17 protein-coding genes are annotated in these 22489 nt (G+C 65.5%); 12 read left to right on the forward strand and 5 right to left on the reverse strand.

From position 1 onward, the window contains the following. Positions 1–58: 58 nt before the first annotated feature. Entirely contained in the window at positions 59–1048 is a 990-nt protein-coding gene (locus tag ACOZBP_RS02370) for a DMT family transporter (protein WP_422674856.1), read from the reverse strand. A gap of 77 nt (positions 1049–1125) precedes the next feature. Between ACOZBP_RS02370 and ACOZBP_RS02375 the strand changes: the two genes are divergently transcribed. The 5 genes from ACOZBP_RS02375 to ACOZBP_RS02395 are packed head-to-tail and all read left to right on the forward strand — an operon-like array spanning position 1126 to position 5182. Next, positions 1126–1953, forward strand: coding sequence for a septal ring lytic transglycosylase RlpA family protein (locus ACOZBP_RS02375; protein ID WP_422674857.1), 828 nt, complete (start codon positions 1126–1128; stop codon positions 1951–1953). Positions 1954–1990: 37 nt separating this feature from the next. Then, positions 1991–2617, forward strand: a complete 627-nt coding sequence (gene tmk, locus ACOZBP_RS02380) for a dTMP kinase (RefSeq protein ID WP_422674858.1) — start codon at positions 1991–1993, stop codon at positions 2615–2617. Further along, positions 2614–3594, forward strand: a complete 981-nt coding sequence (locus ACOZBP_RS02385) for a DNA polymerase III subunit delta' (protein WP_422674859.1) — start codon at positions 2614–2616, stop codon at positions 3592–3594. The genes tmk and ACOZBP_RS02385 overlap by 4 nt, the downstream gene beginning before the upstream one ends. Then, positions 3591–4376, forward strand: a complete 786-nt coding sequence (locus ACOZBP_RS02390) for a TatD family hydrolase (RefSeq protein WP_422674860.1) — start codon at positions 3591–3593, stop codon at positions 4374–4376. The genes ACOZBP_RS02385 and ACOZBP_RS02390 overlap by 4 nt, the downstream gene beginning before the upstream one ends. Beyond that, on the forward strand, positions 4373–5182 hold the full coding sequence (locus ACOZBP_RS02395; RefSeq protein WP_422674861.1) for an MBL fold metallo-hydrolase: 810 nt from the start codon (positions 4373–4375) through the stop codon (positions 5180–5182). The genes ACOZBP_RS02390 and ACOZBP_RS02395 overlap by 4 nt, the downstream gene beginning before the upstream one ends. Before the next feature lie 11 nt (positions 5183–5193). Here ACOZBP_RS02395 and ACOZBP_RS02400 read toward each other — a convergent pair whose 3' ends face one another. Both ACOZBP_RS02400 and ACOZBP_RS02405 read right to left on the reverse strand, forming a co-directional pair. After that, on the reverse strand, positions 5194–5898 hold the full coding sequence (locus ACOZBP_RS02400; RefSeq protein ID WP_422674862.1) for a TetR/AcrR family transcriptional regulator: 705 nt from the start codon (positions 5896–5898) through the stop codon (positions 5194–5196). After that, a complete protein-coding gene (locus ACOZBP_RS02405) occupies positions 5895–7418 on the reverse strand; it encodes a carboxylesterase/lipase family protein (protein ID WP_422674863.1) in 1524 nt (507 codons plus the stop codon). The genes ACOZBP_RS02400 and ACOZBP_RS02405 overlap by 4 nt, the downstream gene beginning before the upstream one ends. 197 nt (positions 7419–7615) lie before the next feature. On the opposite strand from ACOZBP_RS02405, the gene ACOZBP_RS02410 reads away from it, so the two are divergent. Then, positions 7616–9850: a TonB-dependent receptor gene (locus ACOZBP_RS02410; protein WP_422674864.1), complete on the forward strand. Its 2235-nt coding sequence runs from the start codon at positions 7616–7618 to the stop codon at positions 9848–9850. 62 nt (positions 9851–9912) lie between these two features. Here the strand turns inward: ACOZBP_RS02410 and ACOZBP_RS02415 are convergent, their stop codons facing one another. Next, positions 9913–10320 (reverse strand): hypothetical protein, encoded by a 408-nt coding sequence (locus ACOZBP_RS02415; protein ID WP_422674865.1) that lies wholly within the window; start codon positions 10318–10320, stop codon positions 9913–9915. Positions 10321–10510: 190 nt separating this feature from the next. Here ACOZBP_RS02415 and ACOZBP_RS02420 point away from each other — a divergent pair, with 190 nt between their 5' ends. The 6 genes from ACOZBP_RS02420 (at position 10511) to ACOZBP_RS02445 (ending at position 21006) form a co-directional block, all read left to right on the forward strand. After that, a complete protein-coding gene (locus ACOZBP_RS02420) occupies positions 10511–11020 on the forward strand; it encodes an RNA polymerase sigma factor (protein ID WP_422674866.1) in 510 nt (169 codons plus the stop codon). A 256-nt stretch (positions 11021–11276) separates the two neighbouring features. Further along, entirely contained in the window at positions 11277–11981 is a 705-nt protein-coding gene (locus ACOZBP_RS02425; RefSeq protein ID WP_422674867.1) for a FecR family protein, read from the forward strand. Between the two features lie 97 nt (positions 11982–12078). Beyond that, the gene (locus ACOZBP_RS02430) at positions 12079–15231 is read left to right on the forward strand and encodes a TonB-dependent receptor (protein ID WP_422674868.1); all 3153 of its coding nucleotides are present in this window, start codon (positions 12079–12081) and stop codon (positions 15229–15231) included. A 14-nt stretch (positions 15232–15245) separates the two neighbouring features. Beyond that, a complete protein-coding gene (locus ACOZBP_RS02435; protein ID WP_422674869.1) occupies positions 15246–16589 on the forward strand; it encodes a fibronectin type III domain-containing protein in 1344 nt (447 codons plus the stop codon). A gap of 197 nt (positions 16590–16786) precedes the next feature. Next, positions 16787–19303: a TonB-dependent receptor gene (locus ACOZBP_RS02440; RefSeq protein WP_422674870.1), complete on the forward strand. Its 2517-nt coding sequence runs from the start codon at positions 16787–16789 to the stop codon at positions 19301–19303. A gap of 11 nt (positions 19304–19314) precedes the next feature. Next, entirely contained in the window at positions 19315–21006 is a 1692-nt protein-coding gene (locus tag ACOZBP_RS02445) for an alkaline phosphatase D family protein (RefSeq protein ID WP_422674871.1), read from the forward strand. A gap of 34 nt (positions 21007–21040) precedes the next feature. Here the strand turns inward: ACOZBP_RS02445 and ACOZBP_RS02450 are convergent, their stop codons facing one another. Further along, positions 21041–22486: an alpha/beta fold hydrolase gene (locus ACOZBP_RS02450; protein WP_422674872.1), complete on the reverse strand. Its 1446-nt coding sequence runs from the start codon at positions 22484–22486 to the stop codon at positions 21041–21043. Positions 22487–22489: the final 3 nt, after the last annotated feature.

A 22489-nucleotide genomic window follows, 5' to 3' on the forward strand; every position in this document is an offset into this window, starting at 1 on the left:
GCATAGCGGCAAGTTCGCCGCCGCCCAAGCAGAAAGCGCAGTCACGCCGCGTAAGTGGTCAGCTTGCGGCGGGTACGGGAGGGCGGGTCACCAGCCAGATGCCGACGCAGACCAGAACCAGCGCCGCCAGATAGCTCCACCTCAGCAGGGATTCGCCGAGGAATATGGCCGACAGGGCCACCCCGAACACGGGAATCAGGAAGTTGAATGCCGCGATCAGGCCGACCGGATTATGTTTCAACAAAAGGCTCCAGACCGCGAATGCAACCGAGGAAAGAAGCGCCATATAAAGGAGCAGGCCGCCGGATTGCAGGTTGAGCGCCTCCAGACGACCCCCGCCAGCCATGCCCAGCCCCGTCAGAACGACGCCGCCAATGAACAACTGCCATGCCGTCATCACCATCGGGTCGATGTCATTCGATAAGCGCTTTCCGTATATCGAAGCCGCCGCCAGAACGAATGCGGCGATAATGACGAAGCCTTCGCCCAGCAGGCTGAAATCAAAGCCCAGCGCGCCGCCGCCGAGATTGACCACGACCACGCCAAGGAAGCCGATCACGCACCCGAGCAGCTTGCGAAGACCCAGCCTGTCATTCGCGTAGATGAAGTGGGCCAGAACCACGCTGAAGAAAACGCCCGTGGCGTTCATGATCGACGACTTCACCCCCGTCGCATGGGCGAGGCCGACATAGAAGAAAACGTATTGGATCGCTGTCTGGGTCAATCCGAGCAGGGCGACCTGACGGACTTGCTGCGCGCTCAAGCCCAGGACCGGCTTCTTCAGCGCCGCTGCGACAAGCAACAGTATCGCGCCGGCGAGCGCGAACCGCCACCCTGCAAACAGCATCTGGCTGGCGATGTCCGACGGCGCGATATGCAACAGGGCATAGCCGTTCTTGATGGCCGGATAGGCGCTGCCCCACAGGATGCAGCACAGGGTCGCCAGGGCGAAAACTCCTGAGCGGGTCTGATAGAGAGAAGGTTTCAAGGCGCTCGCTTCAAAAACTGGACGCGGGCGCGAAGGCGTCGCCGTGATGCGGGGACGCATAGCCCAAACGCCTTGTTAACCAAACCGGAAACCTCCTCGGTGATGATCACTTCGAGTGAACCGGAGTGCGTATGGCCATGATGGCGAGATTGCTGAGAGGCGCGTTGATCGCCGCCGCCTTTTCCACCCTGGCGGCCTGCGCCAGTTTTGGGGGAGGGCGTGACGCGCCGCTGCGCCCTCCGGCCGTGACCGATCCCGCGCCCATCGTTTCCGGCACCATGAGGCCCTATCAGATCCGGGGCCGCTGGTACCGACCGGCCGAACAGCCGAACTATGACGAGGTGGGCCTGGCGTCCTGGTATGGGGCGCAGCACAACGGCCGTCCCACCTCGACCGGCGAGCGGTTCGACATGGCCGCGCTGACAGCGGCGCACAAGACTCTGCCTCTGCCGAGCCTGGTCGAGGTGACCAACCGCGCCAACGGACGTCGCGTCATTTTGCGCGTCAATGACCGGGGCCCGTTCGTCGACAGCCGGATCATCGACCTGTCGCGCGCGGCGGCTGAGGAACTCGGCCTGCTGTCACAGGGCGTGGGAGAAGTGCGGGTGCGCTATGTGGGGCGCGCGCCCAGAACCGGAGGCGGCGCTACGATGCGGCGTGCGGAAGCCGCTCCGTCCGCGGCCAAACCGACGCCTACCGCAGGGGCCGTGGCGCCCTCAGCGCCGGTAATTTCGGAAGCATCGGCCTATTGGGTGCAGGCCGGGGCCTATTCCGACCGCCGCGCTGCGAGGCGAATCGCCGAACGGTTAGGCGACCGAGCCTCGGTTCAAGACATTCGCAGCGACGGGCAGTTCCTGTTTCGCGTGATCGTTGGCCCTTGGCCGGACGCCAACGCCGCCGAACAGGCCCGTCAGGCCGTTATCGCACGCGGGTTTGGCGACGCCCTGTTGATATCGGGCGGTTAAGGCTTGCCTGTCGCGCCGCGCTCGCCATTGTGCGCGGGTGCAACGCGGTAAGTTCATCACATTCGAAGGCGGCGAGGGGGCCGGCAAGACCACTCAGGCGCGCCTGTTGGTCGAACAACTGCGCGCGCGTGGTATTGACGCCATCCAGACGCGCGAGCCGGGCGGATCGCCGGGCGCTGAGGTGATCCGAAACATCGTCGTGGCGGGGGACGCCGAGCGCTGGTCGCCCCGCACTGAAACCCTGCTGATGTACGCCGCGCGTTCGGACCATCTGGAGCGTACCATTCGGCCAGCCCTGGACGAGGGCAAATGGGTCGTCTGTGATCGCTTCGCCGATTCCAGCCGCGTCTATCAGGGGGCGGGGGGCGGTGCGTCCGAGACCCTGATCGAAGCCCTGGACGCCGCCATCGTGGCCGATGACCAGCCGGACCTGACCCTGGTGTTCGACCTGCCGGTCGAGGTCGGGCTGGAGCGCGCCTTTGGCCGCGGCCTGTTCGAGACGCGGTTCGAATCCAAGGGGCTGGCTTTTCACCAAAAGCTTCGCGAGGGCTTTCTGGGCGTGGCGCGCCGTCACCCGGAACGCTGTGTCGTGATTGACGCTACGGGCGAACTCGAGGCCGTTTCCGAACGCCTGTGGAACGCCGTGTCCGAGCGGCTGCTGTGAGCGAACACCCGCGTGACCGGTTCGACCTGGTCCCGGACGTCGCGGCCGAAGAGGCCTTTCTCGACGCGTTGAACCGGGGCCGGCTGCACCATGCCTGGCTGTTGTGCGGCGTAGAAGGCTCCGGCAAGGCCACCTTCGCCTATCGCGCCGCGCGCCGCCTGCTGGGCGCCGCCCCCGATCCCGCGCGCGGGCCGCTGGGGGCTTCCCCCTATGATCCTGTCAGCCAGTTGGTGTCGGCCCAGTCCCATCCCGATCTGCTGGTGCTGGAGCGGCTGGTCGAGGGCGGCAAGCAGAAGAAGACCATCTCGGTCGATCAGGCGCGCGACCTGCCCGGATTCTTCGCCAAGAGCCCGTCTCAGGCCCAGTATCGCGTGGCCATCATTGACGCTGCCGACGATCTGAACGTCAATGCGGCCAATGCCTTGCTGAAGATTCTTGAGGAACCTCCTGAGCGCGGCGTCTTGTTTCTGGCGACCCATGCGCCGGGTCGGCTGCTGGCGACGATCCGTTCGCGCTGCCGTCGTCTCAGCTTCCCGATCTGGACGCCGGACCAACTGGAGACCCTGGTACGCAACCGCACGGGCGCCGAACCCGACGACGCGCGACTGGCCGCCGACATGGCCGGCGGCTCGCCCGGCGCGGCCTTGGCCCTGTCGTCGGGCACGATGCAGGAGGTCGACGCCCTGGCCCGTAGTTGGGTGTTCGGGGCCGCCGTCGACAGAGCAGAGCAGTTGGCCGTCGCTGACGGTTTCCGGGGCGCAGAAGGTCAGATTCGGTTTGAATCGCTGATGGATCGTCTGATCGCGGCGGTGAAAGCGAGGGCGCTTGAGGCTCCGGCGGGCCAAGGCGCGCGCTGGGCTGAACTTTGGGCCCGGCTGGCCGAGCTGCCGGACCGCACGGCCGCCATCAATCTGGACCGCGCAGACGTCCTGGCCGGCGCCCTGGCCGACATCGCCCGCACCAAGGCCATTCAATGATCATCGACAGTCACGTCAACCTGCACGCCCACCAGTTCGACGAGGACCGCGACGAAGTCATCGCCCGTGCTCGTGAGGCGGGCGTGCGTTTGATGGTCGAGATTTCGGACAAGCTGTCGACCTTTGAGGCCACCCACGCCTTGGCCATGGCGCACGACGACATCTGGTGCACCGTCGGCGCTCACCCGCACGAGGCCAAGGACCACATCGAACTGACCGCCGACGAGCTGGTCGCCTTGGCGCAGCGTCCGCGCGTCATCGGCATTGGCGAGTGCGGCCTGGATTTCCATTACGACCTCAGCCCGCGCGACGAGCAAGAAGCAGTCTTCCGCCAGCACATCGACGCTGCGCGCCGCACCGGTCTGCCGCTGGTTGTGCATACGCGCGAGGCCGACGACATGATGGCCGCCATCCTGCGTGAGGAACACGCCAAGGGGCCGTTCAAACTGTTGATGCACTGCTACACGAGCGGTATCGAACTTGCTGAAACGGCAGCGGAACTCGGCGCATGGTTCTCCGTTTCCGGCATCGCCACCTTCAAGGCGGCGGAAGATGTACGCGAGGTCATTCGTCGGATGCCGGGGGACCGCATAATCGTCGAGACGGACTGCCCCTATCTGGCGCCCATCCCGCATCGTGGGCGGCGCAACGAACCGGCCTATGTCGGACTGGTGCTGCAAAAGCTCGCGGAAGTTCGGGGCTGGACGCCGCAGGAGGCCGAGCAGCGCACAACCGACGCCTTCTTCGCCCTGTTCGACCGCATCCCCCGGCCTGCCGAATGAGCGAGGCGGGCGAACTGGAAATCGTCATCCTCGGTTGCGGCTCGTCCGGCGGCGTGCCGCGTGGCGACGGCGACTGGGGCGACTGTGATCCGGGCGAGCCCAAGAACCGACGCACCCGCTGTTCCATGTTGGCGCGACGTCATGGGCCGAACGGGACCACCAGCGTCCTGATCGACACCTCGCCAGACTTGCGGCAACAGGCGCTGGCCGCCGGAATCCGCCATGTCGACGCCGTCCTCTATACCCACGACCACGCCGACCAGACCCACGGGATCGACGATCTGAGGGTCTTCGCCATCCAAGCGCGGCGGCGCATCCAGGCCTGGATGGACCCGGCTACCCATCACGCCCTGACCAAACGGTTCGACTATATCTTCGAGAGCCATCACGGCTATCCGGCCATTCTGGAAGGTCAGCGCATTCCGCCGCACGGCGAGGCTTGGGGCATTGATGGCGCAGGAGGGCGGATTCCAGTCGTCACCTTCGATCAGGAGCACGGGCCAATCCGCTCTGTGGGCTATCGGCTGGGGCCGGTCGCCTACTCCAGTGACGTGTCTGATCTGGATGAGGCGGCGCTTGAGGCGGTGCGGGGCGCTGACCTCTGGATTGTCGACGCGCTACGCTACACGCCCCATCCGACCCATGCTCACGTCGACAGGACATTGGAATGGATCGCACGCGTCGGGGTCGGCAGGGCGGTTCTGACAAATCTGCATATTGATCTGGATTACCGCGCCCTAAAGAAAAAACTTCCCGACAACGTTGAGGTCGCATTCGACGGGTGGAGCGGTCGCTTCACCCTTTGATCCTCGGCAAACTAGGCTTGGCGGATGGCCTCAAATCCGCCGGTGAAGACGGCTTCCATGGCGTCGCAGATGGCGCCCATGTCGGACGACTTGCACAGGCCCCCGGACAGCACGTCGATACGACCTGTCTGCGCCAGCGACAGCGTCAGGGATCCTGACAAGAGGTGATAGAACCAGTAGATCTGACGCTCGGGCGTGTCGGGCGCGATGCGTTTAAGCACGCCGATGAAGCGTTCGATCACTGGGTCGAAATGCTTGTGCATGGTGTCGCCGCCCCAGACCGGGGTGTTGTTTACCTGGGCCACCAAGGCCGCATAGTTCAGCCACGCCTTGTCACCGTTGTCGAACAGCACGAATAGCGGGCGCAGGAAGGCGTCGATGGCGCCGCGCACGGTCATGGCGTCGCCGTGCTCGGCCTCATAGCGATCCAGACTGTCGAGGCGCAGCCTGTTCACCACCTCGGCGCGGCGGCCGAAGACGGTTGAGAACAGCCGGTTCTTGTCGTCGAAATAATAGTGCAGCAGGGCCGTATCGACCCCCGCCTCCTTGGCTACCGCCTTCAGGGTGACGCCGTGAAGGCCGTCGCGCGCGAACAGGGCCTCAGCCACATCGAGGATGCGGGTCGTCGTCTCCTCGCGGCGCTGCGCCTTGGGTTTCGGTGGCCCCTTGGCCTTTGCGGGTGCTTTCGAGCGCGGCCTGGTCTCGGTCGGGGTCATCGGACGACTTTAGCCGAGAAAAGGGTTCTCAGGCGATCCCGCCCGCGCAGCAGGAGGATCAGCAGTCCACCCCTGCGCCCATGATGGTCCAATGCCGCCTTCCACCAACCGCGCCGCACGTCGCCGCCGGGCGTGTCGCCAAACACCATCCAGGCGTCGTCGGCGGGGACATAGGCGGGCCAATCCGCGCCCGGCGCGCCCGTTCTGGCGAAGTCGATCCAGCGGACGTGCATGGCGGCGCTGACGGCTCGGTCAGCTTCCGTCGCGGGCGGGGCGCCGTCGGGGCGGGCGTCCAGGGTCTCGAAGACGTGGAAGATTTCGGCGGCGTGGGCGGCGCGCGGCATGGTCTCGCGCCGGGCTTCTTCCACGTAGTCAAAGGCGTAGAGCCAGGCCTTCGACTGGCGGGGGCGCGAGGCGATCCAACGCGCGGGGGCGGCGAAGGCGAAGTCGCGGAAGCCGAGGCGGATCAACTGCTCCTCGTCGACGTTCGCCTGGGGATAGAGGCGGGCAAGCGCCACGTTCGGCTTGATCAACTTGCCAAAACGTTTCAGTCCGCCGCCGTAGTTGAGCAGGGAATCCTCGCCGCTGTTGACCCCGATCATCAGCGGCACGTCGGCGAAGTCACCGCGTGCGAAGGCGCTGATCGGGTCGCGGTCCAGAAGCCGGCCGTCGATGACCGGGCCGAACGCGCCTTCGATGGCCGCGAGGCGTTCAGGCTGAATGGCGCGCAGGGCTGACGGAGCAGGGGCGATCTGGCCGAGAGCGGTCGCGGTTGCGACGCCGCGTCTTTGAGCGGCCTTCAGCGGCGTCGCGGGCAGCCAGCCGCCGCCGGACTGGACGATGGCCTTGTGGAACAGCCCGCGCGCCCGCTTCGCCGTCATGAGAGCGAGGATGTCGAGGCCGCCGGCCGACTCCCCGAACAGAGTGACGTTGGCGGGATCCCCGCCGAAGGCGGATATGTGATCGCGCACCCATTCCAGCGCCGCGATCTGATCCAGCAGGGCTTGATTGCCCAAGGGCTCGTCAGGAGCGGCCTCGGCAGTCAGGGCCGGATGAGCGAAGAAGCCGAGCTGCCCCAGGCGATAGTTGACGCTGACCAGCACCACCCCGTCCCGGGCGAATGCTGTGCCGTCATAAAAGGGCAGGGAGCCGGCCCCCATCCTGTTGGATCCGCCGTGGAGCCAGACCATGACCGGTGCTGGAAGCGTGATCTCGGCAGGAGCCCAGATATTCAGCGTCAGGCAGTCTTCGCTGGTCGGTTCGGGCGCTCCGCCAATGGAGACGATGTCGGCCACGTCGGACGGGCCGGCCTGAGGGGCTGAGGGGCCGAAATCCGCCGCCTCGCGCACGCCGTCCCAGGGCGCAAACGGCTGCGGCGCCTTCCAGCGCAGGTCGCCAACCGGGGCGGCGGCATAGGGTACGCCGCGAAACACGTTCGCCGGGCCTTCGCGACGACCGCGCAGGTCGCCAGACGGGGTGCGCACGACGGGCGAGGTCGCGGCCAGATTGATCTGATCCATAAATCCGTCCCTTGAGGCGCGATCTTCGCCACGCTCGTTCACTTGAGAATGAACAACGCTCGGTCAGCTGTCGAGCCGCATTATGAAACATCATTCACGAGCAAATGAATGATGTTGACAGCGAGGCCGTTCGCGGACCACCGTCAGGCCAACACAGATCAGCGGCGACCAAACGACCGCGTGGAGAGGAAACGAGAATGCGATCGACAGGACAGTTGCGTCTGGCGCTGATGACCAGCGCCTTCATCACGGCCTCGCTTTGCGCGGCGCCGGCCTTGGCCCAGCAGACGCCAGACACCGAGCAGGCCTCCAGTATCGACGACGTGGTCGTCACGGCGCGGCGCCGCGAAGAATCCCTGAAGGACGTGCCGGTCGCGGTCACCGCTGTCAGCGCTGAGCGGCTGGAACAGACCGGCGCCGCCGACATCACCACCTTGCAGCAGCAGACGCCAAACGCCACGGTCCAGATCGCGCGCGGTACAAACTCCACCCTGACCAGCTTTATCCGCGGCGTCGGCCAGCAGGATCCTTTGTGGGGCTTCGAGCCGGGTGTCGGTCTCTATGTCGACGACGTCTACGTGGCTCGTCCGCAAGGCGCGGTTCTGGATATCTTTGACATCGAGCGGCTGGAGGTTCTGCGGGGACCGCAAGGCACTCTCTATGGTCGAAACACCATCGGCGGCGCGATCAAATACGTCACCAAACGCTTGAGCCAGGACCCGGAGTTGAGCCTGAAAGGCGCTTACGGCAGCTACAATCAGGTTGATCTGATCGCTTCGGGTTCCGCGCCGATCACCGAGACACTGCGCGTCGGCGGCGCGATCGCGCGATACACACGCGACGGCTATGGCACGAACCTGACTACGGGCGCCGATCACTACAACAAGGACGTCACGGCGGGCCGCCTCAGTGTCGAATGGACCCCTGCCGACAACCTGTTCTTCCGCCTGGCGGGGGACATCACCGAGGACGACTCCAACGCCCGTCACGGCTATCGCCTCAAGGCGCCGACGACTGACGGCATCTATGACACTCGCGCCGGCATTGGCGACGAAGGCTATGTTCGCACCCGAGGCCTGTCGCTCGCGGGAGAATGGAACGTCAATGACATCCTGACCTTCAAGTCGGTTACGGCCTGGCGCGATGGCGACACCAAGGGAGACGGCATCGACTTTGATGGCCTGCCGCAGCCCATCCTGGATATCCCCGGCTACTATGCCGACAGCCAGTTCACTCAGGAGTTCCAACTGCTGTTCGAAGGCGAGCGTTGGCAGGGGGTGGCAGGCGTCTTCTACATGGATGCTTCCGCTGAAGGCGCGTTCGACACGGTCATTGGACTGTATCCAAGCATGGGGCCCGGCCTGCCGGCGGGTCTGACAACCTTCACCGGCGGCAAGGTGGACACCGAGAGCTTCGCCGTCTTCGCCGACTTCAGCTATGATCTTACGGACCAGTTATCGCTTTCGGTCGGAGGTCGATGGACCCAGGACAAGAAGAGCGTTGATCAGCTTCGACAGAACTATCTGGGCATAAAGAGCCCGTTCTTCGGCAACAGCGCGGCCATTCCGGCGGGACGCCCTTCGACGGACTACACCAACTCTGACACCTATTCCGAGTTCACGCCGCGGATCAGCGCCAGCTACAGGTTCACGCCGGAACTGACGGGCTACGCCTCCTACGGACGAGGCTTCAAGTCAGGCGGCTTCGACATGCGCGGCGACGCCTCACTCTATCCCGAGACGATCGACGGCTATCAGCCGGAACTGGTCGATACCTATGAGCTGGGGCTGAAAGGCTCGCTGCTCGATCATCGCATCAACTTCGCTACGGCACTGTTCAAGTCGGATTACACCGACCAGCAGATCACCTCGCAGTTCTTCATCCCGCCCGCCTCGGTCGTCAGCTTCGTCGACAACGCCGGCTCCAGCGAGATCTGGGGTTGGGAGCTGGAGGCGAGCGCGAGGGTCACTGACAGCTTCGTCCCGCGTCTGACGCTGGGCTACCTGGACGCCAAGTTCAACAAGTTCGTCACGTTCAATCCGCTGACTGGCAAGCGTGAAAATATGGCTGATCAGCGCGAGTTCCAGAATACCCCCGATTGGACCGCCAATATCGCGCTGCCATACAGCGTCGATCTGGGCGATCGGGGCTCTCTGATCTTCACGCCGATGGCCTCTTATCGCGGCGCGACCCAGATGTTCGAGACGGCTATCCCGCTGCTCGACCAAGGGGCCTACTGGCTATACGACGTCACCCTGATGTGGACGGCGCAAGATGCACGATATCGCGTCAGCTTGGCGGGGCGGAACCTGTCTGACGAGCGGTATCGCGCAGGGGGATACAACTTCCCAGGCGCCATCACGGGCGATTCCGTGATCGGCTTCTATGGCGCGCCGCGGACTGTGACCCTGAGCGTGACGGCGAACTTCTAGGTCGCGGCCACACGTCTGATATCTCCCGCGGGATCGCCATCCTGCGGGAGCGACGACCTTGACTAGCCTTCGTAGCTGTCGGCGGCGTCGACCGCATTGGCGACCAGATGGCGCCATGTCGGATCGGTATCATCGACCAGATCGACGTCGTCCATGAGGGCGACCGCTCCGCTTCCGTCGGGAAGGATCAGGCCGAGAACCTCCATAGTCTCGCCGTCGGGCCCGATGTGCGCTTCAGCCTGTATGGCCACGGCGGCCTGCTCGCCGTCGTCTTCCCACCAGATGAGCGGCTGCGGCAGGTCCATTGCGATGGGTCTGGCGTCTTCGGTTTCGCCGAGGGCGAAAATGGCCCTGCGAGCCTGAACATCATCCAGAGTCGCCACGACCCCTGTGAAGGGCTTCAGCCGCGACCAGTCGTCGATATCGAAGCCGCCGCCGTCCTCGTCGTGTTCTTGGTGTTCGTGGCTCATGCACCGCTCCCGAGTTTGACGGTTCTCTAGCGCCGTCCATTCCCAAAGTAACGACCGATCCATGGACACACATGGGCGCGGCCCGCCTGGCTTTGGCGAGAGGGTGGCGACGCTTTCAAACCGACATTGAAATTTATCGCCTTTGTCACATCGGCTGCTTATAGCCACGCTTCGTGGGGGAGTGTCGCGTGTGATCAGTCACGAACAGGAAGTGGGCCGGACGCTCGCGGCGCAGAATCGGGTGCTTCTGGCCTATGTCCGGCGACGTCTGGCGATTGCGGGCGACGCCGAGGACGTCGCGCAGGAGGCGATCATGCGCGTGCTGGTGCGGGCCCGCGAAACCCTGATTACGGACCCGCTGTCCTACGCCATGCGTGCAGCGCGCAATATTCTGATCGATCGCGGGCGACGTGTCGCCAGCGTGCCGATCGACGACCTCGGCGAGGCCGAGCTTCCTATCGACAGCGGGGCGACGCCGCTGGAGGCGTTGGACATGAGTGAGCGGCTGAAGCTGTGCCAGAAAGCGCTGGAGGCCATGCCGCCTTTGCGGCGGGAGGTTTTTGTGAGGCGCCGCGCAGGCGACGAAACGTACGAGGCCATCGCCCGCGATCTGAAGCTGTCCATAGAGGCGGTGCAGAAGCATTACAGCCGCGCGGCGCAGACGCTGCGCCAGACGGCGGAGGGCCGCCATGTCGACTAGATCTGTAAACCCCAGGGACGACCGCGACGCTGCGTTGTGGGCGGACATGCGCCGCGACGCCGGTTGGTCCGAAGTTCAGCAGACGGCGCTGGATCAATGGTTGGACGGGCGACCAGACCGAGCAGACCTTCTACGGCGGCACGAGGCGCTGCTTGAGGACGCAGCCGTGATCTGGGCGACGCAACGCGTCGCGCACACACGATCGTCGCGAAGGTCTCTCGGACTGCGACCGCGCGGAGCGATAGCAGGCGCCGCTTTGGCAGCCGGGATAGGGGCGGCCGTCGTTCTGATCGGCGGCGGCCTGTCGTCTCGGGGCGATTTGATCGTGGGGAGGCGCGGTGCGCCGGAGCCCATCGCCCTTGCGGACGGCTCGGCAGTTCGGCTGAACGGACAGAGCGAAGTGCGTGTGGATCTGGGCGCGCACGAACGGGTTCTGCGCCTGAAAGGCGAGGGCTTTTTCGAAGTGGCGCCTGACAGAAGCCGACCCTTTTCGGTCGAGGTTGACGGGGTGCGCGTCACCGCCGTCGGCACCCGCTTCAATGTCGATCAGCGCCGAACGCCCGAAGGCAGGATGGTCGAGGTCGTGGTGTTCGAGGGGAGCGTCCGGGTAGTGTCGAACCGGGGCATGACGATGAAGATCCTCGCCGGCGAGCGAGCATTGGTGTCGGGCGGTGTGATCGAACGGACAACCCTGATACGCCCGGAGCCGGAGACCGACGTGCCCTCATGGGCCAAAGGCTGGCTGGAATTTGACGAAGCGACGTTGGCCAGCGTGGTCGAGGACCTGGAGCGCGCCACAGGCGTCCAGGTCACACTGTCGGGTCCGACTGTAGGGCGCGCGCTGATCAGCGGCCGTTTCGCCTATGACCGGCCGGAAGACGCCCTAGCCGCCATGGTAAGGATCCACGGCTTCAAGCTGACTCGTCAGCAGGCGGATCAATTTGAAATATCAGAAGGTTAAGCGACCTTGAGAGCAAGTTTTCATGACAGGTGTCAGGACGTCTTCGGTCGCCGTCTAACCCCGTAACGATCAAGTTCGATCGAAGGGGATCTATCGAATGCGTATCCACAAGACCGGCCTCCTCACGGCGGCCGCCGTCGCTGTTCTGGCGTCTGTCGCCGCGCCTGCCTACGCCTGGCAGGCGACCAGCAGCGCCGAGGCGCGCGTCGCCATCGCCATTCCGGCCCAGGACCTTGGCCGGGCGCTGCAGACCCTGTCACGCGATACGGGGCTGCAGATCGTCTTTGATCCCGCGCTTACGCGGGGACGGACCTCCAACGCCGTTTCGGGGGCGATGACGTCGCGTGAGGCGCTGCGTCGGATGATCGCCGGATCGGGGGTCGAGGCGCGGGAGGTGCGCGGCGTGCTGACCCTGGTGCGTCAATCTGATGAAGCTAGCGTCGCTTCTCCTGAAGCTTTCGAGGTCGAGGACGTTCAGGTGGTCGGCTATGCGGCGGGCCTGCGCCGGTCGCTGGACGCCAAGCGAAAGGCCGACTTCATCTCCGACGTCATCAGCGCCGACGACATGGGCGACCTGCCGGCCAACAACGTGGCTGAATCCCTGTCGCGCCTGCCGGGCGTCAACGCCGTACGCAATCACACGACGGGCGAGGGCGACCGCATCACCATCCGCGGCCTGTCGACCGAGCTGAACAACTACACAATGAACGGCGTCCGCATGGGCGGGACCGGCTCGCGCGATGACAACTTCTATCGTGGCGTCCGCCTCAGCTTTCTGCCGCCGGAAGGCATCGACTCTATCACCGTCATCAAGAGCCTGACGCCGGATCGCGACGGCGACGCCCTGGGCGGGTCGATCGACATCCGCACGCCGACGGCCTTCGACCATGACGCCACCTATGGCGTCCTATCGGCCTCGGCCGGGATGCTGGACAAGTTCGACAACGAGAAGTCGGGCGAGATCGCCGGCTCGTTCGGACGCCAGTTCAACGACAACTGGGGCCTGTTCGTCACCGGCAGCTGGTCGCGCCGCAAGTCGCAGTTCGAGCAGAACGGCGTGGACGGCGATAACCAGCCTTCGGTCTGGTATGCCGACAGCGAGACCCTGGGCTGGGATCCCGAAACCTTCGTCATGCGCGGCATGGACCTGGCCTTCGGCGAGACCGAGGTGGAGCGGCGCGGCCTGAACGCCAGCCTCGACTATCGCGGCGACGCTCATGACTTTCACCTGCGCGGCCAGTTCAACGAATACACCCAAGACGAGTTCGGCAATCGCCTGAACTTTCGCAACGACACCGGCAAGAACTCGACCCGCCTGACCCAGGTCGACAAGGCCATGACCGGTCTGGCCCGGCCGGATGACGCCATCATCGGCACGGACGCCAAGCTGGGGCGAATCTACAGCTACACCACGGCCCAGATTGTGGACCGCGACCGCGACGGCCGCATCACCGACGCCGACCGCTCGACCCGTTCCTACTACTCGCTCGACGGCGCCTCGGGGACCTGGGACCCGCAGGGCTTCCGCCTGCGCCGCTTCTGGGAAGGCTCGCGCGAGACGGGTTCGCTGATGTCGCTGAACCTGGGCGGCGTCAGCCGTGGGGGTGACTTCACCATCGACTACGACCTGTCCTACGCCAAGTCCGAGGACAATATCGACGACAGCTACGAGATGGAGTTCCGCAGCGACAAGTATGGCTGGCTGGGCAACAAGGGCGTCGACGTCGTCAACTTCGGCGACAGCCGCTTTCCCAAATGGGTGCTGAACGACGCCGGCATGGCGGCGATCCACGACAACGCCCAGTACGACTTCGCCGGTCTGTCGGGTGAGATCGGCGGGGCCGAAGAAGTGCTGTGGCAGGGCCAGGTCAACGTCGAATGGCGTCCGGTCTCGACCTGGCTGGAAGCGGTGAAGATGGGCGGCAAGTTCTACAGCTCCAAACGCTCGACCTATAATGGCGAGTTCCTGGATCTGGACGCCGAAGGCACCCTGGCGGACTTCTCGCGCTTCTACGGCAAGGCGGTCACCAGCCTGTTCGACGGCGAATACTCTGGCCTCTATCGCCTGGGCACGGTCATCGACAACGAGGCCATGCTGGCCGAGTTGCAGCGCGCCATGGAGGGCGACAGCGACTTCTTCGACGGCTTCGCCACCGATCCCGGCAACGCCGAACTGAGCGGCGAGGACAGCTTCACCTTCAAGGAAGACATCTTCGCCGGCTATCTGATGGCGACGGCCCGTTTCGGTCAGGCGCAGATCCTTGGCGGCGTGCGTGTCGAGAGCACCAACAACGAGATCGACGCCTATATCCTCGACGAGGTTCAGGGCGCGCATTACGCGACGGACAAGAGCGACTTCATCAACGTCCTGCCATCGATCCACTTGAACTACGATCTGGACGACCGGACCAAGGTGCGCGCCGCCATCTGGACCAGCTTCGCCCGTCCCGACATCGCCCGCATGTCCTCTGCGCGCGAGTATGGCTACGACAGCGATCCGGACGGTAACGGCACGGTCAACCCGACGAACGAGTGGCTGCTGGTCTCCATCGAGCAGGGCAACCCGGACCTGAAGCCGATGAAGGCGATCAACTACGACCTGTCGGTCGAGCGCTACAACGGCGACACGGGGGCCTATTCGCTGGGCCTGTTCTACAAGGACATCGAGAACTTCCTTTACCGCTCCTCGTCGTCGAACATCCGCGACGGGACCTCGGGCGTGAACATCGGCCCCGACGGCGTGACCGTCTCAAAGCCGAACAACGGCAAGTGGGCGCGGGTTTACGGCGTCGAGATGAGCGCCCAGCAGGTCTTCCACTGGCTGCCGGGTCCGCTGTCGGCGCTGGGCGCCAGCGTGAACCTGACGCTGCAGAAGTCCGAGGCCGAGACCGGCATTTCATGGCACCCGCAGGGCTACACCCTGCCGCTGATGGAGACGCCCGAGGCGGTCGCCAATGTTCAGATCTTCTGGGCGCGGGACGGCTGGGAGGCCTACGCCGCCTACAGCTATCAGTCGGAGTTCCTCGAAGGCATCCAGGACTTCGGCAACAATCCCTATGAGCAGGACTACGAGTTCGTGGACCTGAACGTGCGGCGCAAGCTGTGGAACGGGGCGACAGCCTCGCTGCAGGTGCAGAACCTCTTCGACAACCACACCTACTGGTACACGGCCGGGGCCAGCACGAGCTCCAGCCGCGCCTACATCAAGAACGGGCGGTCGATCTCGGTCGGCCTGACCTACGTCTTCTGATCGGGGAGGGGAGCATGAAAACGACCCACGCCCTGATGCTCGGGGCCGCGCTGGCGGCCCTGGGCGGACAGACGATGGCGCAGACGGCGGAGCGGCCGCTGCGTCCCGAACCCGCGCCGGTCCAGGCCTCGGACCGGCCCGTGGTCCCTCCGACCGAGCAGCCGGAACGGATCATCCTGAACCTGACCGCCGATCCGGCGCACGAGATGGCGGTGACCTGGCGCACCGCGCCGGGCCTGCTCGGCTTCATCGAATACGCCGAGGCCCAGGACGGCCCCGACTTCATCCAGCAGGCGGTCCGCGTGACCGCCGTCACCGACGACGCGACCATCGCCGTGCGCGAGGCGGCCGAGTTCCGGGCGGCCTATCATTCGACCGTGCTGAAGGGGCTGAAGCCGGAGACGGTCTACGCCTACCGCGTCGGCGACGGAGCGCTCTGGTCGGAATGGCTGCAGTTCCGCACGGCGGCGACGACGGCCAAGCCCTTCACCTTCCTCTACATGGGGGACATGCAGAACAACATCCTCAGCGAGGCCTCGCGCACCATGAGGATGGCCTTCCGCAAGGCCGGGGACGCCGCCTTCGTCATCCACGCCGGCGACCTGATCAACCGCCACGACAGCGACAACGAATGGGGCGAATGGTTCGCCGCCGGCGGCTTCCTCTACGCGCAGACGCCGCAGATGCCGACGCCGGGCAATCACGAATACGGCCGCGGCCCGGTGCTGAACCCTCAGTGGCGGCGTCAGTACACCCTGCCGGAAACCGGCCCGGCGGGCGTCGAGAAGCTGAAGGAGACGGCCTGGACCGTCGACTATCAGGGTCTGCGTCTGATCTCGGTCGATGCCCCCCTGTTCCATGGCGACGAGGCCATGCGAGCCGAGATGGTGCGCTGGCTGGACGGGCTTCTGGCCAACAACCCGAACCGCTGGACGGCGCTCTTCCTCCACTTCCCCCTGTTCTCGATCGACCCGGATCGCGATAACTCACGTGTGCGCGACGCCTTGAAACCCTTGATCGACAAGTATGGCGTCGATCTGGTGCTGCAGGCCCACGATCACGGCTATGCGCGGGGAGCCATTGGCACGGGCCCCATGCTCAATGCAGGCCCGAGCCAGCCGTCCGATCGCGGTTCGACCTACGTCGTATCAGTCGCGGGACCCAAGATGTACCCCGTTGCCGACCTGGGCTGGGCGTCGCGCTCGGCCTCGCGTACCCAGACCTTCCAGACCCTGGACGTGTCGCCGGACGCCGTGACCTATCGCGCATTCACCGCGACGGGGCGTGAACTCGATGCTTTCCGGCTCACCAAGGGCGCCGATGGCGTGGCGCGCGTAGAAGCTCTGACTGTGGACTAGCGAAATCGCGGCCCGTAAACTCGTGGAAAGGGAGGGGCCGGGCTGGCGCCTCCCTTTTCCATTGGGCGAATATGGTTTGCCCTCTGACTGGTCGTCGCCGAACTGAGGCTTCAGCTTCACTGTGGATTTGCAGGGACGTCGCCGGTCCGACACCGACGCCCACTACGCCTCCCCGGACCTTCAAGGGGGATGCGATGATGAAGTGCGTGAGAAACAAGGCAGTCCTGCTGACCAGCGCGGCGGTTTTCAGCCTGGTGGCGGGCGCCGCCCAGGCGCAAAGCGCAGGAGCGGATCACGTCTCGACGGTCGATGACGTCGTCGTAACGGCCCAGCTCCGCGCCCAGGACCCCATTGAGGTGCCCTTCGCCCTGACGGCCTACAGCGGAGAGTTCCTTGAGAACCTCGGCGTTCAGGAGTTCGAGCAGCTGTCGGCCTTCGTGCCCGGCTTCCTGGTGCAGAACCAGTCGCCGAACAACCCCGGCTTCGTAATGCGCGGCATCACTTCGGACTCGGGCGCGGCGACGGCTGAGCCCCGCGTTTCGGTCTTCCAGGACGGGGTGTCGATCTCCAAGTCGCGCGGGTCCTATGTCGAGCTGTTCGATCTGGAGCGGGTCGAGATCGCCAAGGGGCCGCAGTCGACCCTCTATGGTCGTGGCGCCCTGATCGGGGCCGTCAATCTCGTGCAGAACCGCGCCCGCCCGGGCCAGTTCGGCGCTGAGATGCGCGCCGAGGCCGGTGACTACAACTACCGCTTGGTCGAGGGCTTCGTGAACGCGCCGGTGGGCGAGAACGCGGCCGTGCGCCTGGCGACGCGGATGAAGACCCGCGACGGCTCGGTGGAAAACCTGCTGGGCGGCGAGGACTACAACGGCATCGAGACCAAGGCTTTCCGCCTGTCCGGCGCCTGGACACCGAGCGACACGCTGCGCGCAGACCTGATCGCCAACTATCAGACTGACGCCGCCACCGGTACCTCGTTCAAGTCCATCGCCTATGATCCGGCTGACCCAATCACGGGCGCGGTTCTGGGCGGCCGCGCGCCGTGGGACGGCGCGGCCCTGACGCCAGGCGCCGCCTTCGACGGCGGCAAGAGCCTGGGTCTGGACCGCAAGGTCTGGGGCGTGACGGGTCTGGTGAAGTGGACGCTAAGCCCGTCGCTATCGCTCAACTCGACCACGGCCTATCGTCAATTTGACTCTTACGAAACCTTCGACGCCGACGGCCTGTCGCTGCCGCTGCTGACAGCGGCGGAGGAGGCCTATGGCGAACAGTGGAGCCAGGAGTTTCGACTGAACTGGGACGATGGCGGCCGCTTGTCCGGCTTTGCCGGCGCCGGCTGGTTCCGCGAGGAAGGTTATCAGCGCACCCCGACCCAGTTCGACGAGCGCATCGCCTTGGCGCAACTGGCCGGGCTGCTGGACGGATCGCCGACGGCGGTCGGTCAAAACACCCTGCCGATTTCCCAGTATCCGACGGTGGCGAGGCAGTTCCTGCAGGCGACGCTGACGCCGCTGGGGGCAGGGGCGCTGGCCGCGCCGATCGCGGCGAACCTGAAGTCGGCCCATATCGAGATCCCGATCAACAGCGCCGAGCTGACCTCCTACGACCTGTTCGCCGACCTGACCTTCAAGGCCACGGACCGGCTCGAGTTCGCGGGCGGGGTTCGCTACACCCGCGACGACAAGACCACGGGCTACGCCAGCTCGGTCGCCAACGGCCGCTCCATCGCGGGCGGGCTGCTGGCGGTGCTGCAGGGAGCCGTGCCTGCCGCCCAGGTTCCGGCCCTGCTGGGCGGCCTGGCCAATGCGAATGCCGTCAATCTGCCGGCCTCGGTCCTGCCGCTGTTCGGCCTGACGGCGCAGCCCACCGCCAACAACGGCGACTTCGTCTATGAGGATCACGAGGACGACGGCTTCACATGGCGCCTGACGGCGCGCTACGCCCTGTCCGACGACGCCAGCCTCTATGCCAACTATGCCCGGGGCCGTCGTCCTGAGGTTCTGAGCGTCAGCGGCCCGGCCGCCCCGCTGGGCGCGCCGACCTTCAAGGTCATCGATGCCGAGACGGTCGACAGCTTCGAAATCGGGGCCAAGGCGGCGCTGATGGACGGTCGTTTGCGTCTCGACGGTGCTGTTTTCCACTACGCCTATGAGAACTTCCAGACGACGGTTCAGGAAGGCACCCGCTTCATCACGACGAACGCGGGCGAGGCCAGCGCCTATGGTTTCGAGGGTCAGATCTTCTGGGCCGCCGCCGACAACTTCGACCTGTTCGGCACCTATGGCTACAACCACTCGCGCTTCGAGGCGGGTCTGTATGACGGCAACAGCTTCCGCCTGTCGCCCGACAACATGGCCTCGATCGGCGCGATCTGGCGTCTGCCGGTGACGGGCGGCGAGATCGAGATTCAACCGACCTATACCTGGCAGTCCAAGGTCTTCTTCGACGACAACAACGACATCCCGGCCCTGCAGACCCAGAACTTCGTGGCCGACACGGCCCAGGACGAGTTCCAGGACAGCTACGGCCTGCTGAACCTGCGGGTCCGCTACGCCCCGGCCTCGGGGAACTGGGGCGTCGAGGTGTTCGGCGACAACCTGTTGGACGAGGAATACATCAAGGACGCCGGCAATACGGGCGACGGGCTGGGCCTGCCGACCTTCATCGCCGGACGCCCCGCCAGCTTCGGCGCGGCCTTCACCGTTCGCTACTGAGGGCCGCCAGCATGACCATGAACCGTCGCGGCCTGTTGGGCCTGTTCGGGGCCGGGGCGGCCGTCGGCGCGACTCCGGTGATGGCGGAGGCGGCCTCGGTCGCCTTCGCCCACGGCGTCGCTTCCGGCGATCCGGGAACGGACAGGGTAATCTTGTGGACGCGCGTCACGCCGAGCGCGGGCTTCAGCGGCCCAGTATCCGTAGCGTGGCGGGTGCTGGACGGCGAGGGCCGCGAGGTCGTCGCGTCGGGCCGGTTTGAAACGGGCCCAGGGCGCGACTACACCGTCAAGATTGACGCGTCGGGCCTGCGTCCCGGCCACGACTATCGCTACGACTTCGCGGTCGGCGAGACCCGCTCACCTACGGGGCGCACCCGCACCCTTGCGGCCGAGGGTGTGACGCCGGTCAACCTGGCCGTGGTGTCTTGCCAGCTCTATCCCGGCGGTCTGTTCAACGCCTATGAGGCCATCGCGGCCCTGCCGGCGCTGGACGCCGTGGTCCACCTGGGTGACTACATCTACGAATACGGGGCCGAGGCCGACGCCTATGGCATGGCCACCGGCGCCGCGCTGAACCGCGCGCCTGAGCCGCGTCATGAGATCGTCAGCCTGGCCGACTACCGGATCCGTCACGCCCAGTACAAGACCGACGCCGATTTGCAGGCCGCCCACGCTCGTGCGCCCTTCATCTGCGTCTGGGACGACCACGAAACGGCCAATGACGCCTGGCTGCAAGGGGCCGAGAACCACCAGCCCGAGACCGAAGGCGATTTCGCCGTGCGCAAGGCGGCGGCGCTGAAGGCCTATTATGAGTGGATGCCGATCCGCGAGGCGGGGCAGGGCGCGCTGAAGGAAGCGATCAACCGCAGCTTCCACTTCGGCGACCTGGCCAGCCTGATGATGGTTGAGACGCGCCTGACCGGTCGCACCGAACCGCTCGACTACGCCAAGGACCTGACGGCCAAGGCGGGACCGGACGGCGAGCCGGTGCTGGATATCGACGCCTTCCGCGTCAAGCTGAACGATCCCGCCCGCGACCTGATGGGCGCCGAACAGCGCGCCTGGCTGACGCAGGAACTGACGTCGTCCAAGGCGGCCGGCCGTCCTTGGCAGGTCTTGGGCAATCAGGTCGTCACCGCCCGCGTCGTCGGCCCCGACGTCTCACGCACCATGACGCCCGAGCAGGTCCAGGGTCTGATCGCCCAGGCGCCCGAGGCCTTCCGCGAGCAGTTCGAGCAAGCGCTGTTCCTTTTCAGGATGGGGTTGCCGTTCAACCTAGACGCCTGGGACGGCTATCCGGCGGGGCGCGAACGCGTGTACGCCGCCTTCGCCGAAGCCGGGGTACAGCCCATCGTTTTGGCGGGCGACAGCCACGCCTTCTGGGTCAATGAGCTGAAGGACGCCGGCGGCACGCGCCGCGCCGTCGAGTTCGGAACCAGCGCCGTCTCCAGCCCCTCCATCGGCGACGCCCTGGGCGGCTTCCCTCTGGGCGCAGCGCTGATGCAGGCCAACGACGAGGTCGTCTTCTGCGACCAGTCGGCCAAGGGTTTCATAGTTCTGACCCTTACGGTCGAAAAGGCCGAAGCCGCTCTGATGCAGGTCTCGACCATATTCGCCAAACCCTTCGACACCTCACCATTGAAACGTTTCAGCGTGACCCGGGACGGCGGTCTGATCGACTATGACGCGGCGGGCCGGAGCTGACAGCTCCGGCCGCCTGCCGTGAGCCCCTCGCTCCTCAAGCGATCAGGAACTTGGGCGGCGGCAAGCTGAGCTGGGTGTCGCCGACTGCATCTTCGCCGAAGAACTTAACCAGCAGGGTCTCGACCTCCGGGTGCGCCTCGAAGACATTGTGGCCTGCGTTTTCGACCATCACCTGCGCCTTATTCTCGAACTGGGCGATCACTTCGGCCTGTTCCTCAAGCGGAGTGCGGCCGTCGAGAGATCCGGCCACAAGAAGCGCGGGGGTCTCGATACGGATGGGCGAACGGAAATCTTCGCCCAAGTCTACCCCGGGAATGGAACCTAGCAGATGCGGCATCGGCAGGTTGAAGGAGTCGCCCAATACCGCAGTCCTGGCCTCCTTCTCGATCAGCGCCAGGCGTGCGGGAGAAACGCCTGATGCAAGATCCATCGCCTCCGGCATGCCGGAGATGTTGAAGAAACGGTGGGGCGGTGGAATCAGGGGTGCCAAGACTTCAGTCTTGCCTGCGTCAAGCGCCAGATAGACCTTCGGCAGCATGGATAGCGACGGGGGATTGGCGACCATCGCGGAGGCCATATACTGGATCCCGAAACCGCCCACCTTCACGTCGACCGAGCCGCTTTCACCGGCGAAGGTCACCGTCGCCGGATCGGCCTCCAGCCGTTCATGCACACGGCGCATCAGGGCGGGCATGTTCGGGATTGCCGCGCGAACTGCGGTGTCCGCGCCCATCAAGCGATCGACCCGGTCCAGAAACAGGTCGATGTGCGCTGGTCGCTTGATGGTTTGATCCTGACCTTCGAGGCTGGCCAGAGCGACTCGCCCGATCGAATTCGGATGCCGTTTCAGCACCGAAAGGGCCAGGTGCGTGCCGTAACTGATACCCCACAGATTTACCTTCTCCGCGCCCAGATGGCGGCGCAGGTCCTCAATGTCGTCGGCGTTCTGCTCGGTGTTATAGCCGGTCATGGCGACGCCGGCGCGGGTCCAGTCGATCCAGGCCTTCTGCATCTCCTCGCGATACCAGGCGCTCATGCCTGCGTGGGTCATGGCGGGGTAGGGGGTGGCTGAAGCCCGGTCGGGAATACTGGCCGACAGGCCGGTTCCCCGTTGATCGAAGGCGATAACGTCGGCCACTTCCCTCAAGGCCATGAAGATCGGGAATCGCGGCCCCATCGCTGTGCGGACGCCGGAGCCACCCGGCCCGCCGGCCAGATAGACGATAGGCGGGCCCGGGTTGGGCGACGTCGAGGGAAAGCGCACATAGCCGAGGCGAATGCGACGCGAGCCAGGGAGGCGTCGATCCTCCGGAACCTCGAAGAAGCCGCGTTCCGCATCAGTCTCCAGGCCGTTGCCAGCTGTGAAGCGGAAGGGCCCGGGCTGTTCTTGCGCCTGGGCTTTCCAGGGAATGGCCAGAGCCGGAACCGCGAGGCCGGCGGCGAGGAGGATGGAGCGACGGTTCAGAGATGCGTGGGTCATGGT

The organism is Brevundimonas sp. NPDC058933 (assembly GCF_049315965.1).
In the GTDB taxonomy this organism is placed as follows: Bacteria; Pseudomonadota; Alphaproteobacteria; order Caulobacterales; family Caulobacteraceae; genus Brevundimonas.

Bases quoted from the DNA above. Each gene is read 5' to 3' on its own strand.
- ACOZBP_RS02370 (WP_422674856.1), bottom strand. From the start codon at position 1,048: ATGCGTCCCCGCATCACGGCGACGCCTTCGCGCCCGCGTCCAGTTTTT.
- ACOZBP_RS02375 (WP_422674857.1), top strand. From the start codon at position 1,126: ATGATGGCGAGATTGCTGAGAGGCGCGTTGATCGCCGCCGCCTTTTCC.
- ACOZBP_RS02390 (WP_422674860.1), top strand. From the start codon at position 3,591: ATGATCATCGACAGTCACGTCAACCTGCACGCCCACCAGTTCGACGAG.
- ACOZBP_RS02395 (WP_422674861.1), top strand. From the start codon at position 4,373: ATGAGCGAGGCGGGCGAACTGGAAATCGTCATCCTCGGTTGCGGCTCG.
- ACOZBP_RS02400 (WP_422674862.1), bottom strand. From the start codon at position 5,898: ATGACCCCGACCGAGACCAGGCCGCGCTCGAAAGCACCCGCAAAGGCC.
- ACOZBP_RS02405 (WP_422674863.1), bottom strand. From the start codon at position 7,418: ATGGATCAGATCAATCTGGCCGCGACCTCGCCCGTCGTGCGCACCCCG.
- ACOZBP_RS02410 (WP_422674864.1), top strand. From the start codon at position 7,616: ATGCGATCGACAGGACAGTTGCGTCTGGCGCTGATGACCAGCGCCTTC.
- ACOZBP_RS02415 (WP_422674865.1), bottom strand. From the start codon at position 10,320: ATGAGCCACGAACACCAAGAACACGACGAGGACGGCGGCGGCTTCGAT.
- ACOZBP_RS02430 (WP_422674868.1), top strand. From the start codon at position 12,079: ATGCGTATCCACAAGACCGGCCTCCTCACGGCGGCCGCCGTCGCTGTT.
- ACOZBP_RS02435 (WP_422674869.1), top strand. From the start codon at position 15,246: ATGAAAACGACCCACGCCCTGATGCTCGGGGCCGCGCTGGCGGCCCTG.
- ACOZBP_RS02440 (WP_422674870.1), top strand. From the start codon at position 16,787: ATGAAGTGCGTGAGAAACAAGGCAGTCCTGCTGACCAGCGCGGCGGTT.
- ACOZBP_RS02445 (WP_422674871.1), top strand. From the start codon at position 19,315: ATGACCATGAACCGTCGCGGCCTGTTGGGCCTGTTCGGGGCCGGGGCG.
- ACOZBP_RS02450 (WP_422674872.1), bottom strand. From the start codon at position 22,486: ATGACCCACGCATCTCTGAACCGTCGCTCCATCCTCCTCGCCGCCGGC.